This is a genomic window from Janthinobacterium lyxosi (genome assembly GCF_051380665.1).
In the GTDB taxonomy this organism is placed as follows: Bacteria; Pseudomonadota; Gammaproteobacteria; order Burkholderiales; family Burkholderiaceae_D; genus Janthinobacterium.
Genome location: NZ_JBNYXM010000001.1, coordinates 30,410 through 44,384, shown reverse-complemented (window position 1 = coordinate 44,384; position 13,975 = coordinate 30,410). Strand labels below are relative to the sequence as shown.

Here is a 13,975-nt window from a genome sequence, read left to right as displayed (position 1 = left end):
TGCATTTTCCGCGCGCGCATGAAAAAAGCGGCATGGTTGCCCATGCCGCCTTGCATTTCCTGGTCAGCTGTCACCCGTGGACGGTGACAGGCGGGCCATTAAAAGTTGTGGTGTACGCCCAGACCGATGTAGTTGACCGAGGTGGTGTTGTTGTAGTTGGCGACGCTGGCCGATTTCTTGTTCGAAATATCTGCGTACAGGTAGGTACGTTTCGACAGATTGTAGTCGTAGCCCAGCGATGCCTGCTTGGTCTTGGCGACGCCGTCCGGCGTTTTTTGACCGTAGCCAGCGCGGATCTTGCCTGGGCCGACGTCATAGTTCGCGCCCAGCACCCACGATTTGGTGTCGGTATTGACGATTTTGAAATTGCCGTCATCCTGGTGCTGGTACGTTGCCATCAGTTTCAATTCCGCGATCGGATTGAACGATGCGCCAACAGACCACAGCTTGGCTTGCAGGCCGTTACGCTCGTAGGCAGCCATGGCGGCGAACTGGGCGTAGTTGTAGGTTGCCGACACCGAGTACGGGTTCGATGCTGGCACCACGTTGGCTGGCAGGGCGAAGTTGCCGGTGGCATTCGTCGTCAGGTTGCGCACGGTGGCAGCGACGGCGGCGTTGTTGTTCGCTTCCTTGGCGGCCACGGTGGCGTTGAACTGGAAGCCGCTGATGACTGGCGAGTTGTAGAACACGGCGTTCGAGAAGCGGTTACGCGAGTTGCCTGGCGCGCTCAGCGGATCGCTGGTGTAGCCGGCCACGGTCAGGTCGGTCTGGAAACCGGCTGGCGTAGGCATGCCCGACCATGGTTCGAAACCGGTGCTCGTTTCCTGGAAAGCGGTCAGGCCACGGCCCAGGCGCACGGTACCGAAGTCGCCTTGCAGGCCGACGCGGCTTTGACCCTGGAACAGCGGACGCGAATTGGCGCCCGAGGTGTTTTCTACGGTACCGGTATCGGATTCATAGCGAATTTCCAGTTGGAAAATAGCTTTCAAGCCATTGCCCAGATCTTCCGTGCCCTTGAAGCCCAGCTTGTTGTTGTCGCGTTTGGTGACGGCAGTGGTGGAACCTGTCGCTTTACCCAGGCCAGCATCGATCGTGCCGTAGATTTGGACGGACGACTGCGCTTGTGCGGTTGCGGCAAAGGCGCCGAAGAGTGCGAGGGCAACGAGTGATTTTTTCATGTCTTATTCCCTATTAAAAGTGAGTTCCGTCCGAGATCCGAGCAGATTGAAATGCGCTAACTGCCGCGTTTCGATGAATGAACCTTAATTCGTCGGCGCGCAAGACGTGCGGGATTGGTCAAATATGCGTGAAAAGATTGGTGAAAAGCGTCATAAATCCATGGCCCTGTTGTATTTTTGTAACGCGCGGTTTCTGCCGACCCGGCGCCGATGGCCAGCGTTCTCCCATCGCCACGGTGGCGGCGCCTTGCCATCTTGGCGTGTTCTGGCCCGGAGATTGTTGCGTTGAATCAAGTTCTTAAGCGGGCTTTGGCGGATTTATGACACAAGGACGTTACACTAAGGGACGGCCTGCACGGATGGGCCCGGAGACGACGCACTATTATTAGAATCATTGACTCAATATCGAGAATCGATGGCAAATCGCGAAACATTAGGATTGATCAAGGGCGCACGCGCGGGCGATGTGGCTTGCCAGCTGGCATTGGGACGGCTGTATCTGTTTGGACACGGTGTGCCGCAAAGCTTGCCGACCGCCTTGCACTGGCTGGCGCGGGCGGCCCAGGAGGATAGCCAGGAAGCGTGCTTGCTGATTGGCACGCATGTGCCTTTCGACGTGGCGCAACCGGCAGCCAAGACGCTGATTCCGTATTACGCGCAGGCGTTCGATGCTGGCCTGGTGCAGGCGGGCCTGGTGCTGGCGCAACTGGTGCTGGGCAACGCCGCCAGCAGTTGTGAAACCTTGCGCGCCAAGGCGCGCGTGGCGCTGGACGCCGCCGTGCGCGCCGGCTTGCCCGATGCGCAATGGTTGCTATCCATGCAAGAAGGATCGTCCGCAGCGCCCGGGCCGGATACTAGCGTCGCTGGCGAGCCCGCCATCAATGGTGACGCGCCGCTGCACGCCTGGCTGGAGCAGGCCTGGAGCCAGGGCAACCATGCGGGCTTCCTGTCGCAAGGCTTGCCGTTGGCGCGCGAGCTGTTACAGCGCCAGGCGGCGGCCGGTGCGCGTACGATCGCCCTCGACGCGCAGCAGGTGCTGTTGCTGTCGCGTTGCGCCCAGGCACTGGCGCCTGGCGGCGATGCCGAGGGCTGGCAGTGTTGCGAGCTGGCCGCGCATGGCGGTGACCGCACGGCGCAGCTGGAGCTGGGACTCGGCTATGCGCGCATGGATGCGCATGGCCAGCGACTGGCCACGCGCAACGGCGCGGCCAATTTCAAGCGTGCCGTGCGCTGGCTGACGCAGGCGGGTGAGCAAGGCCTGGCCGAAGCCTGGTTTGTGCTGTCGCGCATCTATACAAAACCGGAGTTTTCCCAGCGCAATGTGGTCGAAGCTCATTCCTGCCTGGAGCGTGCCGCCGACCTGGGGCATGGCCCGGCCCAGCTCGAGTGCGGCATGCATGCCTGGCGCAATCGCCGCGATGGGGTCAACAACGATGTGCGTGCCGCCTATTGGTTGCTGCAGGCGCAGGCGCAAGGCAGCAGTGAAGCGGAGGCGGCGCTGGCGAAGATCGCGCCGCACGGCGCGCCCGGCGACTGGGGCCAGTACGCCGCCCTGCACGCCGATGGGCAATTGCGGCAGTTGGGCCAGAGCCACCCCCTGCTGGCGGCGCGGCTGGAGCTGGCGCGCCGCTTTCATCTGTCACGTGCCGAGGCGCTGCTGCTCGATCTCCATGCGGCCGACCAGGGGCATTGTTTGTTGATCGATATCAGCGCCACGCATGGGCGCGGCAAGCGGCGCCTGGTATTGATCCGCACGGCGCAGGAGCGCCAGCTGCTCGATCAGGTGGTGCGCCTGTTCGAACGCGTCGATTGCGGCGTGACGGGGCCGGAAGGCAATTACCGGCAACGCCTGTACCGCCTGAAGTGCTACCTGGCCGAGCTGGGTGTTGCGCAGGAACAGCAGTTCCTGGTGGCATGATGTGAGGCGGCTTGCGGCGTTGACTACAGTTCGATCGTGCCTTCGAACACGGTTACGGCCGGGCCCGTCATCAGGACAGGCTGGCCCGGGCCTTGCCAGGCGATCGAGAGTTCTCCGCCGCGCGCGCTGATGCGCACCGGGGAATCGAGCCGGCCGCGCAGGATGCCGGCCACGGCAGCGGCGCAGGCGCCCGTGCCGCAAGCGAGCGTTTCGCCCGCGCCCCGTTCATATACGCGCAGTTTCACGTGATGGCGGTCGATGATCTGCAGGTAGCCGGCGTTGACGCGGCGGGGAAAGCGCGGATGGTGCTCGATCAGCGGGCCCGATTGTTCCAGGTCTTGCGCGTCGACATCCTCGACCACTTGCACGGCATGCGGGTTGCCCATCGAGACGACAGATACCAGCACGGGGCTACTGTGGCCGGGCAGCGCCAGGTCCAGCGGCCACAAGGTGTCCTTACCCTCGGCCACGCCAGCCAGGTCTGTTATATCGAACGGCACCAGCGCGGGTTCCAGCACGGGCGCACCCATGTCGACCGTGATGCTGCCATCGCGCTCCAGGCGGGGCGCAATGATGCCGGCCATGGTTTCCACGCGGATGCTCGCCTTGTCGGATAACCCTTTTTCGCTGACGAACTTGACGAAGGCGCGCGCGCCGTTGCCGCATTGTTCGACTTCGCCGCCATCGTTGTTGTAGATGCGGTAGCGGAAGTCGCAGCCGGGCAGGCGCGGTTTTTCCACCACCAGGATCTGGTCGGCGCCAATGCCGAAACGGCGGTCGGCCAGACGCTGCCACTGGGCCGGCGTGAAGTCGATATCTTGATTGATGGCATCGATGACGATGAAGTCATTGCCGGCGCCATGCATCTTGGTAAAGTGGAGTTTCATGTTCTGCCGTATCACTTGTGCTGGTTATAGAACGAGGCTTCGCCTTCCGGACGCGTCTTGAAGCGTTTATGGGTCCAGAAATACTCGGCCGGCGCTTCGCGCACGCGCTCTTCGATGAATTCGTTCATGCGGCGCGTGGCGGCCGTGATGTCGTCGCCCGGATAATCGTCCCAGGCCGGGTAATAGGTCACTTTCCAGCCCTGGTAATTGGGCAGGAAGGTGGCGATGACGGGAATGACTTGCGCCTTGGCGGCCAGCGCCAGGCGCGCCGTGGCCGTCAGGGTGGCGGCGGGCACGCCGAAGAAGGGCACGAATTCCGCATCCTTTTCGCCGAAATCCATGTCCGGCAGCATGAAATAGGGCAAGCCGTCGCGCAGGGCGCGCAGAATTGTCTTGATGCCGTCCTGGCGCGTAAACAGCTTGGGCGGCTTGAAGCGCGAACGGCCATTGCGCAAGGCCTGGTCGAAGGCGGCGCTCTTTTGCTGCACATACATGGACGAGGCGGAAATTTCCATGGCCGTGGCGGCGCCGGCCACGTCGAGGCAGACAAAGTGGGGACACAGCAAGATGGTGGGCTTGGCTGCGATCTGCTGGCCCGGGAAGGCGGGCACCTTCCTGATCAGGCGGTTCAGGCGCGCTTCCGAGGACCACCACAGGATGCTGCGCTCCCACACGCTGCGCGAATACGCCTGGAAATGCTGGCGCGCCAGCGCCACGCGTTGCTGTTCCGTCAATTCCGGCATGCACAGGCGCAGATTCGTCAGGGCAATCTTGCGCCGCGTGGGCATGGCGATGAACAGCACGCTGCCGACGGCCACGCCGAAGCGGCCGAGGATGGGCAAGGGCAACCAGTGCAGCAGCCACATGAAGGCGATCAGCAGTCTCATGCCTGCTCCTTGGCGGCATCCGGCGTGGCGGGCGTGGGCGGCGGCGCGCCGCGCGGCACCTTGTAGCGATTGTAGCTCCACAGGTATTGCGCGGGACTGCGCGCGATCAATTGTTCCATGGCCGCATTGATGGTGCGCGCCTGCTCCGCCGAGGTGCTGTCGAGGGATGCGGTGAAGGGCACGAAATGCACGACATAGCCGCGCCCGCCCGGCAGGCGCTCGGCGTAGGTGATGATGACTTCGGCGCCGCCCATCTGCGCCAGCTTGGCCGGCAGGGTCATGGTGTAGGCGGGGCGGCCGAAGAAATCGGCCCACACGCCTTCGCCCTCTTGCGGAACCTGGTCCGGCAGCAGGCCGATGGGCTGGCCTTTTTTCAGGCATTTGGCAAAGATGCGCACGCCCGACATGTTGGCCGGCGCCAGCATCAGGTTTTCGCGCGCGCGGGCCCCTTCGATCAGCGGTTTCAGGGCGGCGCGCTTGGGCGGACGGTACATCACGGTGAGCGGCGTGCGCAGCGCGATCTGCTGGGCGACGATTTCAAAGCAGCCCAGGTGCGGCGTCAGGAAGACGATGCCGCGGCCGTGCTGCAACGCTTTTTCCACCAGCTCCCAGTTTTCCACCGTCGCGTGGCGCGCCACGCGTTCGGCTGGCGCGCACCAGATGAAGGGCAATTCCAGCACGCTCTTGCCCGCTTCGGCCACGGCCGTGTGCAAGTGTTGCGAAAACCCCGCACCTTGCATGTTCTCGCGCATGCGGCGCCGGTAGGACGGGGAAATGGCGTAAATCACCCAGCCGAGCGCAGCGCCCAGGCCATGCAGGACGGGCAGGGGAAAGATGGATAAGAAGCGGAAAATTGGGACTAACATGAATAAGCTGTTTCCAAGAATGGCGTGTTGCTGTGCCAAAATTTTTTAAGAAGCGTAAAATACCACGTATGCAGTAACCGCTGAGTTAATAGACAACTTGCGAAGCGGAATATAAATATCGCTAAAGCGTCGCAGGCAACATCCTCTTTACTGCGACAGAACATTCACATAGTAATCAGGAGCTTGCAATGCCAAACGACTATCTCTTCACTTCCGAATCCGTCTCGGAAGGCCATCCCGACAAGGTTGCCGATCAAATTTCCGACGCCATCCTTGACGCCATCCTGGCCCAGGATCCGACCGCCCGCGTGGCTGCCGAAACCCTGTGCAACACGGGCCTGGTGGTGCTGGCTGGCGAGATTACCACTCACGCCAATGTGGATTATATTCAAGTTGCGCGTGAAACCATCAAACGCATCGGTTACGACAATACGGAATACGGCATCGACTACAAGGGTTGCGCCGTGCTGGTGGCCTACGACAAGCAGTCGCCGGACATCGCGCAAGGCGTCGATGAAGGTGCAGGGATTGACCTGGATCAAGGCGCTGGCGATCAGGGCCTGATGTTCGGCTACGCCTGCGATGAAACGGCCGAGCTGATGCCTGCCGCCATCCACTACGCGCACCGCCTGGTCGAGCGCCAGTCGCAACTGCGCAAGGATGGCCGCTTGCCATGGCTGCGTCCGGATGCCAAATCGCAAGTAACCCTGCGCTACGTCGATGGCCGTCCCGTCGGCGTGCACACGGTCGTGCTGTCGACCCAGCATGCGCCGGAAATCTCGCACAAGCAGATCGAAGAAGCCGTCATCGAAGAAATCATCAAGCCCATCCTGCCGCGCGAATGGCTGACGGAGACCAAATTCCTCGTCAACCCGACGGGCCGTTTCGTCATCGGCGGTCCGCAAGGCGATTGCGGCTTGACCGGGCGCAAGATCATCGTCGACACCTACGGTGGCGCAGCCCCGCACGGCGGCGGCGCGTTCTCGGGCAAGGACCCATCGAAAGTCGACCGTTCCGCAGCATATGCGGCCCGCTACGTGGCAAAAAACATCGTCGCCGCCGGCCTGGCGCGCCAATGCCAGGTGCAGGTCAGCTACGCCATCGGCGTGGCCAGGCCGATCAACATCACCGTCTACACGGAAGGCACGGGCGTGATTCCTGACGCGGAAATCGCCAAGCTGGTGCTGGCGCACTTCGACCTGCGTCCAAAAGGCATCGTGCAAATGCTCGACCTGCTGCGCCCGATCTACCAGAAGAGCGCCGCCTACGGCCACTTCGGCCGCGAAGAGCCGGAATTCACGTGGGAGCGCACCGACAAGGTCGCCCTGCTGCGCGACGCTGCCGGCCTGAAATAATCTAGTCCGCTTGCAAGAAAAGCGCCCCGGCCATCTGGTCGCGGGCGCTTTTTTATGGGCGCTCACGCGACGGCGCGTACCGAACGGCGCTGCCATGGGGATACGCTGCAATTTATTGCAAATAAACTAATTTTTGAATTGCATGACCTTGTTGCGCGCACGCTCGCTGCTTGTTGTTCTGGTGGCTAGATTGGGCCTGTCCGTTGTCGTGGCAGCGCCGGCCACGCTGACGGTGGGACAATGGCTGGACAAGGCAGAAGGGGGCGACGGCCATGCCGTGCTGACCCTGGCCGCGGCCGGCAAATTTGTTTTCCCTGATGGCTCGCTGGCAACGCCGGTGCAGATCAGGCCTGAACTCACCGAGTTGATGGGGCAAATGTCGGCACGCCAGGCCTTGCATGTGCTCACCATTTATGCGGACAGTGGTTTTCTCGCCACGGATCCCGATGCCTGGCGCTCGAATATCAAGCCCGATCCCGTGCTCACCTGCAAATGGGCCATGCGCGCCGCGAATTACCCGACCGACGGCAGCAAGGCCGATAAAGACATGCTGCCCATCCTGCGCGCCTGGCCGATGAAATGGCGCAGCGCCTGGACGCTGTCGAGCGCGCCAGCTGTCTCAGCCAGGGCAAGAACTGGCCGCGGAAACCGTAGGACGCCCGCGCGCGTCGCGGGCCTGCCCGGCGGCCGGCCCGCTTGACTAATGGTTGCCGTCGGCGCAAGGCCAATGTTATGATGCAGGGTCCGAGGAGCGTTGCGACGAAGAAATTCGCCAGGCTCGGAATATCCTGCAACTGCGCTCACGTACCTTTTTCAACTGAAAGGAGGGCGTGATGAACGCCGTACTCAAATCGCAACACGACTACACCATCGCCGATATCACTCTGGCCGCATGGGGCGACAAAGAAATCAAGATTGCTGAAACGGAAATGCCTGGCCTGATGGCCATCCGCGAGGAATTCGCGGCAGCGCAGCCCCTGAAAGGCGCGCGCATCACCGGTTCCATCCACATGACCATCCAGACCGCCGTGCTGATCCATACCTTGGAAGCACTGGGTGCGCAAGTGCGTTGGGCATCGTGCAACATTTACTCCACGCAAGATCACGCTGCTGCCGCCATCGCTGCCGCCGGCACGCCTGTTTTCGCCGTCAAGGGCGAGTCGCTCGATGACTACTGGGAATACACGCACCGCATCTTCGAATGGCCGAACGTGGATGGCAAGGCTGTCTACTCGAATATGATCCTCGACGATGGCGGCGATGCCACCCTGCTGCTGCACCTGGGTGTGCGCGCGGAAACCGATCTGTCGGTGCTGGCCAACCCGGGTTCGGAAGAAGAAATCTGCATGTTCAACTCGATCAAGCGGCATCTGCTGGTCGACCCGACCTGGTACTCGAAGCGTCTGCCGGAAATCCTGGGCGTGACGGAAGAAACCACCACCGGCGTGCACCGTTTGTATCAAATGCACAAGGAAGGCAAGCTGGCTTTCCCTGCGATCAACGTGAACGATTCCGTCACGAAATCGAAGTTCGACAACCTGTATGGCTGCCGTGAGTCGCTGGTCGACGGCATCAAGCGCGCCACCGACGTGATGATCGCCGGTAAAGTGGCCGTCATCGCCGGTTACGGTGACGTCGGCAAGGGTTCGGCCCAAGCCATGCGCGCCCTGTCGGCGCAAGTGTGGGTGACGGAAGTCGATCCGATCTGCGCACTGCAGGCGGCGATGGAAGGCTACCGCGTGGTGACCATGGATTACGCCTGCGAACACGGCGACATCTTCGTGACCTGCACGGGCAATTACCACATCCTGACGCACGATCACCTGACGCGCATGAAAGACCAGGCCATCGTCTGCAACATTGGTCACTTCGACAATGAAATCGACGTTGCTTCGCTGAAGCAATACGAGTGGGAAAACATCAAGCCGCAAGTCGACCACATCATCTTCCCGTCGGGCCGCCGCATCATCCTGCTGGCCGAAGGCCGCCTGGTCAACCTCGGTTGCGGCACGGGCCACCCGTCGTACGTGATGAGCTCGTCGTTTGCCAACCAGACGATCGCCCAGATCGAACTGTACGCGAACACGGCCAATTACCCGGTCGGCGTGTACACCCTGCCAAAACACCTGGATGAAAAAGTCGCCCGTTTGCAACTCAAAAAGTTGAATGCGCAGCTGACGGAACTGACGCAAGAGCAAGCCGACTACATCGGCGTGCGTCAAGAAGGCCCCTACAAGCCAGAGCATTACCGTTATTAATCGATAGTCCGGGGCTGTAACTCACCCTCTGAGGGCCGGCGCCCACCGCCGGCCTGACCCTACTTTTGACAGGCTAGAGAAATGCGCTTGCTACTGATTTGGTTTATCAATGCGGCAGCCCTGTTTGCCGTCCCATACCTGATGCACTCGGTGACGATGAGCAGCGGCTGGACCGCGCTGCTGGCCGCTGCCGTGCTGGGACTGGTCAATGCACTGATCCGCCCCTTGCTGATCTTGCTGACCCTGCCCGTGACGTTTTTGTCGTTGGGCCTGTTCATCCTGATCATCAATGGCTTCATGTTCTGGCTGGTGGCGCAGATGATCGACGGTTTCCATGTCGCCAGTTTCTGGTCTGCCGTGGGCGGTGCCATTTTGTACAGCATCATTTCCTGGGCCCTGTCGACCTTACTTTTGAGTAATGACGATGGAAAAGCATAATTTCAGTATCGAGTTTTTCCCGCCGAAAACCCCGGAAGGGGCGGAAAAGCTGCGCGCTACGCGTGTCAAGTTGTCTGAATTGCATCCGAAGTATTTCTCGGTGACCTTTGGCGCCGGTGGCACCACGCAGCAGGGTACCCTGGACACCGTGCGCGAGATCCTGGCGGCCGGCGAACAAGCCGCGCCCCATCTGTCTTGCGTCGGTGGTTCACGCGCATCGATCCGCGCCGTGCTGGCCGACTTCAAGGCGGCCGGCGTGAGCCGTATCGTGGCCTTGCGGGGCGACTTGCCGAGCGGCTACGGCGCCTCGGGCGAGTTCCGCTACGCCAACGAGCTGGTGGAATTCATCCGCGCCGAGACGGGCGACCATTTTCATATCGAAGTGGCCGCCTATCCGGAAGTGCACCCGCAAGCCCGGTCGCCGCAGGACGACCTGAACGCGTTTGCGCGCAAGGTGCAGGCCGGCGCCGATGCGGCCATCACCCAGTACTTCTACAATGCCGACGCGTATTTCCAGTTTGTCGAGCAGACGCAGAAGATGGGCATCAACGTGCCTATCGTGGCCGGCATCATGCCGATCACGAACTACACGCAGCTGATGCGCTTTTCGGACATGTGCGGCGCGGAAATTCCACGCTGGGTGCGTCTGAAACTGGCCAGCTTCGGCGACGACAGCGCCTCTATCAAGGCCTTTGGCCTGGACGTGGTGACGGGCTTGTGCGAACGCCTGCTGGAAGGCGGCGCGCCAGGCTTGCATTTCTATAGCATGAACCAGGCGGCCGCCACGACGGCCTTGTGGCAGCGCCTGGTCAAGTAGTCCCCGCCTGATGCGTCAGTACAGATCGCCCTCGGTCACGATGTGATCGAGGGCGATGTCGTATGTGCCACTGGCAAATGATGCCTTCAAGCAGCCGTATGCCACTCCCAAGGTGCGGGGCCGCGGCGCGTGTTCCAGCGTGCGGTCGTAATACCCGCCGCCATAGCCGAGGCGATACCGTTCTCCATTGAATCCCAGGCAGGGCACCAGCAAGGTGGCTGGCGCCGGGCGCAGGCGCAACTGGGCCGGCACGGCCACGCCCATGCCATCCTTGACCATCGCTACACCGGGCGTCCAGTCGGAAAATGCCAGCGGCGCATGCTTTTCCAGCACCACCGGCAAGCTTAATTGCACGCCGCGCGCGGCCAGCTGCGCATACGCGTCGTGCAAGTCCGGCTCGCCATGCAGGGGCCAGTACACGCCCAGTTCCCCGATGTTTTCCTGCGTGCACCAGTCGAGCAGGCGCTGCGCGATGGCCGCATCCCACCCTGCGCGCGTGGTCTCGGGCAGGGCGCGGCGGGCCGCCAGCAGGGCCTTGCGCAAGCCGGTTTTGTCCTGTGGCGCAATGGGTGGCCGTGTAGCCGGATCGCATGTTATTCTAGGGTCGCTATTCATATCACCATCAAGTTAAGATTGAGAGTCGTACATTGATTTCCCCACTGAAATGGATTGCCGGCACGATGCTGTGTGTTGCATCGGCCTTGTCTCCCCTGGCTGCCCTGGCCCAGGTGTCCGCCACCGTCTCTCCTGCCGCACCCGACACGCGCAGCGAGGACGATGCCTTCCTGCTGCTGCGCGACGCCGCGCGCAAGGATGACGCCGAAAAAGCCGACTTTTATGCGGGGCGCCTGACGAATTACCAGATTCCATCGTATGTTGACTATTATCGGCTGAAACCGCGCATCAAACAGCTGACCGAAGCGCAATTTCGCGATTACCTGAACCGCTACAAGGGCAGCGCCATCGCCGACCGTTTCCGCAACGACTGGCTGCTGGAGCTGGGCCGCAAGCGCGACTGGGTTGTGTTTGATGAGCAATATCCGCAATTCGCCCTCGATGACGACACCCAGCTCAAGTGCTACGCGCTGATGTCGCGCGCGGCCAAAGGCCAGAACGTGGCATCCGAGGCGCGCAACCTGCTGGTGTCGCCGCCCGGCTATGGCGAAGCGTGCGGCAGCCTGATCGCGGTCTTGGCGCAAAATGGCCAGTTCGACGCGAACGACCTGTGGGCGCAGATCCGCCTGGCGGGCCAGACGAATGCCACGGGCCCGGCGCGCCGCATCGCGCTGCTGCTGGGCGCGTCCGACGCGAAGATGGCGCAAGCGATCGACTTGCCGGCGCTGATGCTGGCCAAGGGACCGGGGCCAAGTCGCGCCGACCACGAAATGTACCTGGTGGCCGTGGGCCGCATGGCGAAAAGCACCCTGAAACTGGGCGTGGTGGCGCTGCAAAAGGCCAGCGGGCAACTGACGCCGCAGGAGCAAGCCATCGGCTGGGCCAACTTGGCCTTGCAGGCATCGTATTCGCTGGCGCCGGAAGCGTTTGAATATTGGCAAAAAACCAATGGCGCCCCATTGACCCAGGAGCAGATGCAATGGAAAACGCGCATCGCCTTGCGCGAAGGCAACTGGCCCGTGGTGAAGTCGTCCATCCAGGCCATGCCGACTTCCTTGCGCACGGACCCCACCTGGGTCTACTGGCTGGCGCGCGCGCAGCAGGCGGAAACGCCGGGCCGCCCGAACGCGCAGGCCGACACCCTCTACCGAAGTATCAGCGAGCAATCGAATTTCTACGGCTTGCTGGCCAATGAAGAGCTGGGCAACCACCTGGTGCTGCCGCCGCCGGGCCAGCCCATCACGCCGGTGGAAATCGCCGCCATGGCCGCCAATCCGGGGCTGCAGCGGGCCTTGAAATTTTTCAACATGCGCCTGCGCTTCGAAGGCACGCGTGAGTGGAACTGGGAATTGCGTTCGATGACGGACAGGCAACATCTGGCGGCTGCGGAATTTGCGCGCCAGAACAATGTGCTCGACCGCATGGTCAACACCTCGGACCGCACGCGCCTGGAAGTGGACTATACGCAGCGTTATCCGACGCCACATGACGACGTCATGCATCCGGCCACGCAAACCCTGGGCCTGGACAAGGCCTGGGTGTATGGCTTGATCCGCCAGGAATCGCGCTTCATCATGGATGCGCAGTCGCACGTGGGCGCGTCCGGCCTGATGCAGGTAATGCCGTCGACGGCCCGTTATGTCGCCAAGAAGATCGGCCTGACCGATTTCGTCACGGAAACCTTGAGCGATGTGCGTACCAACGTCTTGCTGGGCACGAATTATCTGAACATGGTGCTCGGCGGCCTCGATGGTTCGCAAGTGCTGGCCAGCGCCGCCTACAACGCGGGGCCGGGACGCTTGCGCATCTGGCGCGCCACCATGACGCGCCCGCTGGAAGGCGCCGTCTTCGCCGAAATCATTCCGTACACGGAAACGCGCGGCTACGTGAAAAACGTGATGGCCAACGCCACGTATTACGCGGCCCTGTTCGAGAAGCGCCCGCAGTCGCTGAAAGCGCGCCTGGGTACCGTGGGACCGAAAAACAGCGCCATCGCGGCCGATTTGCCTTGAACCATACCTTTGATACCCGACCATGCAAACGACTATCCTTGACCCCAGCCTGACGCAAACCCTGGCCGCCGCGCGCGAACCGGGCCTGACCCTCATCATCGGCAACAAGAATTACTCTTCGTGGTCGATGCGCCCGTGGGTGGCCATGACGGCCTTCGGCATCCCGTTCCAGGAAGTGCGCGTGCTGCTCGACCAGAGCGACACGGCCACGAAAATCGCCGAATATTCGGCCTGCGGCCGCGTGCCCGTGCTGCTGGCCGGCGAAATCACGATCTGGGACAGCCTGGCCATCTGCGAATACCTGGCCGAGCAGTTCCCTGACAAACACATGTGGCCGCAAGACGTGGCCGCGCGCGCCATGGCGCGCTGTGTCTGCGCGGAAATGCATTCCGGCTTTGCCGGATTGCGCACGGATATGTCGATGAATATCAAGGCCAAGTTGCCGGGACGGGGCCGCACGGCCGCCGCGCAGGCGGACATCGGCCGCATCAGCGAAATATGGGAAGAGTGTCTGTCGCGCTTTGGCCACCATCAGTTCCTGTTTGGCGAGTTTTCCATCGCCGATGCGTATTTCGCCCCCGTCGTCATGCGTTTCCGCACGTATGGCGTGAGCCTGGCGCCGGCGCTGAACGCGTATTGCGAGCGCGTGCAGGCGCACCCGGCCGTCGCACGCTGGATCACGGAAGCGCTGGCGGAAACGGAAGTCGCGCCTAAGCACGACGCGGAATTACCTGATTAAGAAAA

The 13,975-nt window shown here is 62.1% G+C and carries 13 protein-coding genes and 1 riboswitch; of the genes, 8 read left to right on the top strand and 5 right to left on the bottom strand.

Annotated elements, in window-relative coordinates; translation table 11 throughout:
* Nucleotides 1–98 precede the first annotated feature (98 nt).
* Nucleotides 99–1,178 (bottom strand): porin, encoded by a 1,080-nt coding sequence (locus ACQ4WP_RS00195; protein ID WP_436518113.1) that lies wholly within the window; start codon nucleotides 1,176–1,178, stop codon nucleotides 99–101.
* 415 nt (nucleotides 1,179–1,593) lie between these two features.
* On the opposite strand from ACQ4WP_RS00195, the gene ACQ4WP_RS00190 reads away from it, so the two are divergent.
* Nucleotides 1,594–3,096, top strand: coding sequence for a tetratricopeptide repeat protein (locus ACQ4WP_RS00190; RefSeq protein WP_436518112.1), 1,503 nt, complete (start codon nucleotides 1,594–1,596; stop codon nucleotides 3,094–3,096).
* Nucleotides 3,097–3,119: 23 nt separating this feature from the next.
* Here the strand turns inward: ACQ4WP_RS00190 and dapF are convergent, their stop codons facing one another.
* Genes dapF through ACQ4WP_RS00175 form a run of 3 tightly spaced genes read right to left on the bottom strand, consistent with a single transcriptional unit; the run spans nucleotide 3,120 to nucleotide 5,736 of the window.
* A complete protein-coding gene (dapF, locus tag ACQ4WP_RS00185) occupies nucleotides 3,120–3,983 on the bottom strand; it encodes a diaminopimelate epimerase (RefSeq protein ID WP_436518111.1) in 864 nt (287 codons plus the stop codon).
* 11 nt (nucleotides 3,984–3,994) lie between these two features.
* Nucleotides 3,995–4,870 carry an LpxL/LpxP family acyltransferase gene (locus ACQ4WP_RS00180; protein WP_436518110.1) on the bottom strand — a complete coding sequence of 292 codons (876 nt, stop codon included), beginning with the start codon at nucleotides 4,868–4,870 and terminating at the stop codon, nucleotides 3,995–3,997.
* Nucleotides 4,867–5,736, bottom strand: coding sequence for a lysophospholipid acyltransferase family protein (locus ACQ4WP_RS00175; protein ID WP_436518109.1), 870 nt, complete (start codon nucleotides 5,734–5,736; stop codon nucleotides 4,867–4,869). Before ACQ4WP_RS00175 ends, ACQ4WP_RS00180 begins: the two co-directional genes overlap by 4 nt.
* Before the next feature lie 188 nt (nucleotides 5,737–5,924).
* On the opposite strand from ACQ4WP_RS00175, the gene metK reads away from it, so the two are divergent.
* From metK to metF, 5 genes are all read left to right on the top strand, one after another.
* Complete coding sequence (gene metK, locus ACQ4WP_RS00170) at nucleotides 5,925–7,091, top strand: methionine adenosyltransferase (protein ID WP_436518108.1); 1,167 nt, start codon at nucleotides 5,925–5,927, stop codon at nucleotides 7,089–7,091.
* Nucleotides 7,092–7,233: 142 nt separating this feature from the next.
* Nucleotides 7,234–7,791: a hypothetical protein gene (locus ACQ4WP_RS00165; RefSeq protein WP_436518107.1), complete on the top strand. Its 558-nt coding sequence runs from the start codon at nucleotides 7,234–7,236 to the stop codon at nucleotides 7,789–7,791.
* Nucleotides 7,792–7,831: 40 nt separating this feature from the next.
* Nucleotides 7,832–7,900, top strand: a riboswitch (S-adenosyl-L-homocysteine riboswitch).
* 24 nt (nucleotides 7,901–7,924) lie between these two features.
* Nucleotides 7,925–9,349, top strand: a complete 1,425-nt coding sequence (gene ahcY / locus ACQ4WP_RS00160) for an adenosylhomocysteinase (RefSeq protein ID WP_436518106.1) — start codon at nucleotides 7,925–7,927, stop codon at nucleotides 9,347–9,349.
* An 81-nt stretch (nucleotides 9,350–9,430) separates the two neighbouring features.
* Entirely contained in the window at nucleotides 9,431–9,787 is a 357-nt protein-coding gene (locus tag ACQ4WP_RS00155) for a phage holin family protein (protein ID WP_077398738.1), read from the top strand.
* The gene (gene metF / locus ACQ4WP_RS00150; RefSeq protein ID WP_436518105.1) at nucleotides 9,774–10,604 is read left to right on the top strand and encodes a methylenetetrahydrofolate reductase [NAD(P)H]; all 831 of its coding nucleotides are present in this window, start codon (nucleotides 9,774–9,776) and stop codon (nucleotides 10,602–10,604) included. Before ACQ4WP_RS00155 ends, metF begins: the two co-directional genes overlap by 14 nt.
* Nucleotides 10,605–10,619: 15 nt before the next feature.
* Here the strand turns inward: metF and ACQ4WP_RS00145 are convergent, their stop codons facing one another.
* On the bottom strand, nucleotides 10,620–11,219 hold the full coding sequence (locus ACQ4WP_RS00145) for a 5-formyltetrahydrofolate cyclo-ligase (protein ID WP_495542762.1): 600 nt from the start codon (nucleotides 11,217–11,219) through the stop codon (nucleotides 10,620–10,622).
* A gap of 32 nt (nucleotides 11,220–11,251) precedes the next feature.
* Here ACQ4WP_RS00145 and ACQ4WP_RS00140 point away from each other — a divergent pair, with 32 nt between their 5' ends.
* Together ACQ4WP_RS00140 and ACQ4WP_RS00135 are read left to right on the top strand one after the other, a co-directional pair.
* Nucleotides 11,252–13,231 carry a lytic transglycosylase domain-containing protein gene (locus ACQ4WP_RS00140; protein WP_436518103.1) on the top strand — a complete coding sequence of 660 codons (1,980 nt, stop codon included), beginning with the start codon at nucleotides 11,252–11,254 and terminating at the stop codon, nucleotides 13,229–13,231.
* Nucleotides 13,232–13,253: 22 nt separating this feature from the next.
* Nucleotides 13,254–13,970, top strand: coding sequence for a glutathione S-transferase family protein (locus ACQ4WP_RS00135; protein WP_436518102.1), 717 nt, complete (start codon nucleotides 13,254–13,256; stop codon nucleotides 13,968–13,970).
* Nucleotides 13,971–13,975: the final 5 nt, after the last annotated feature.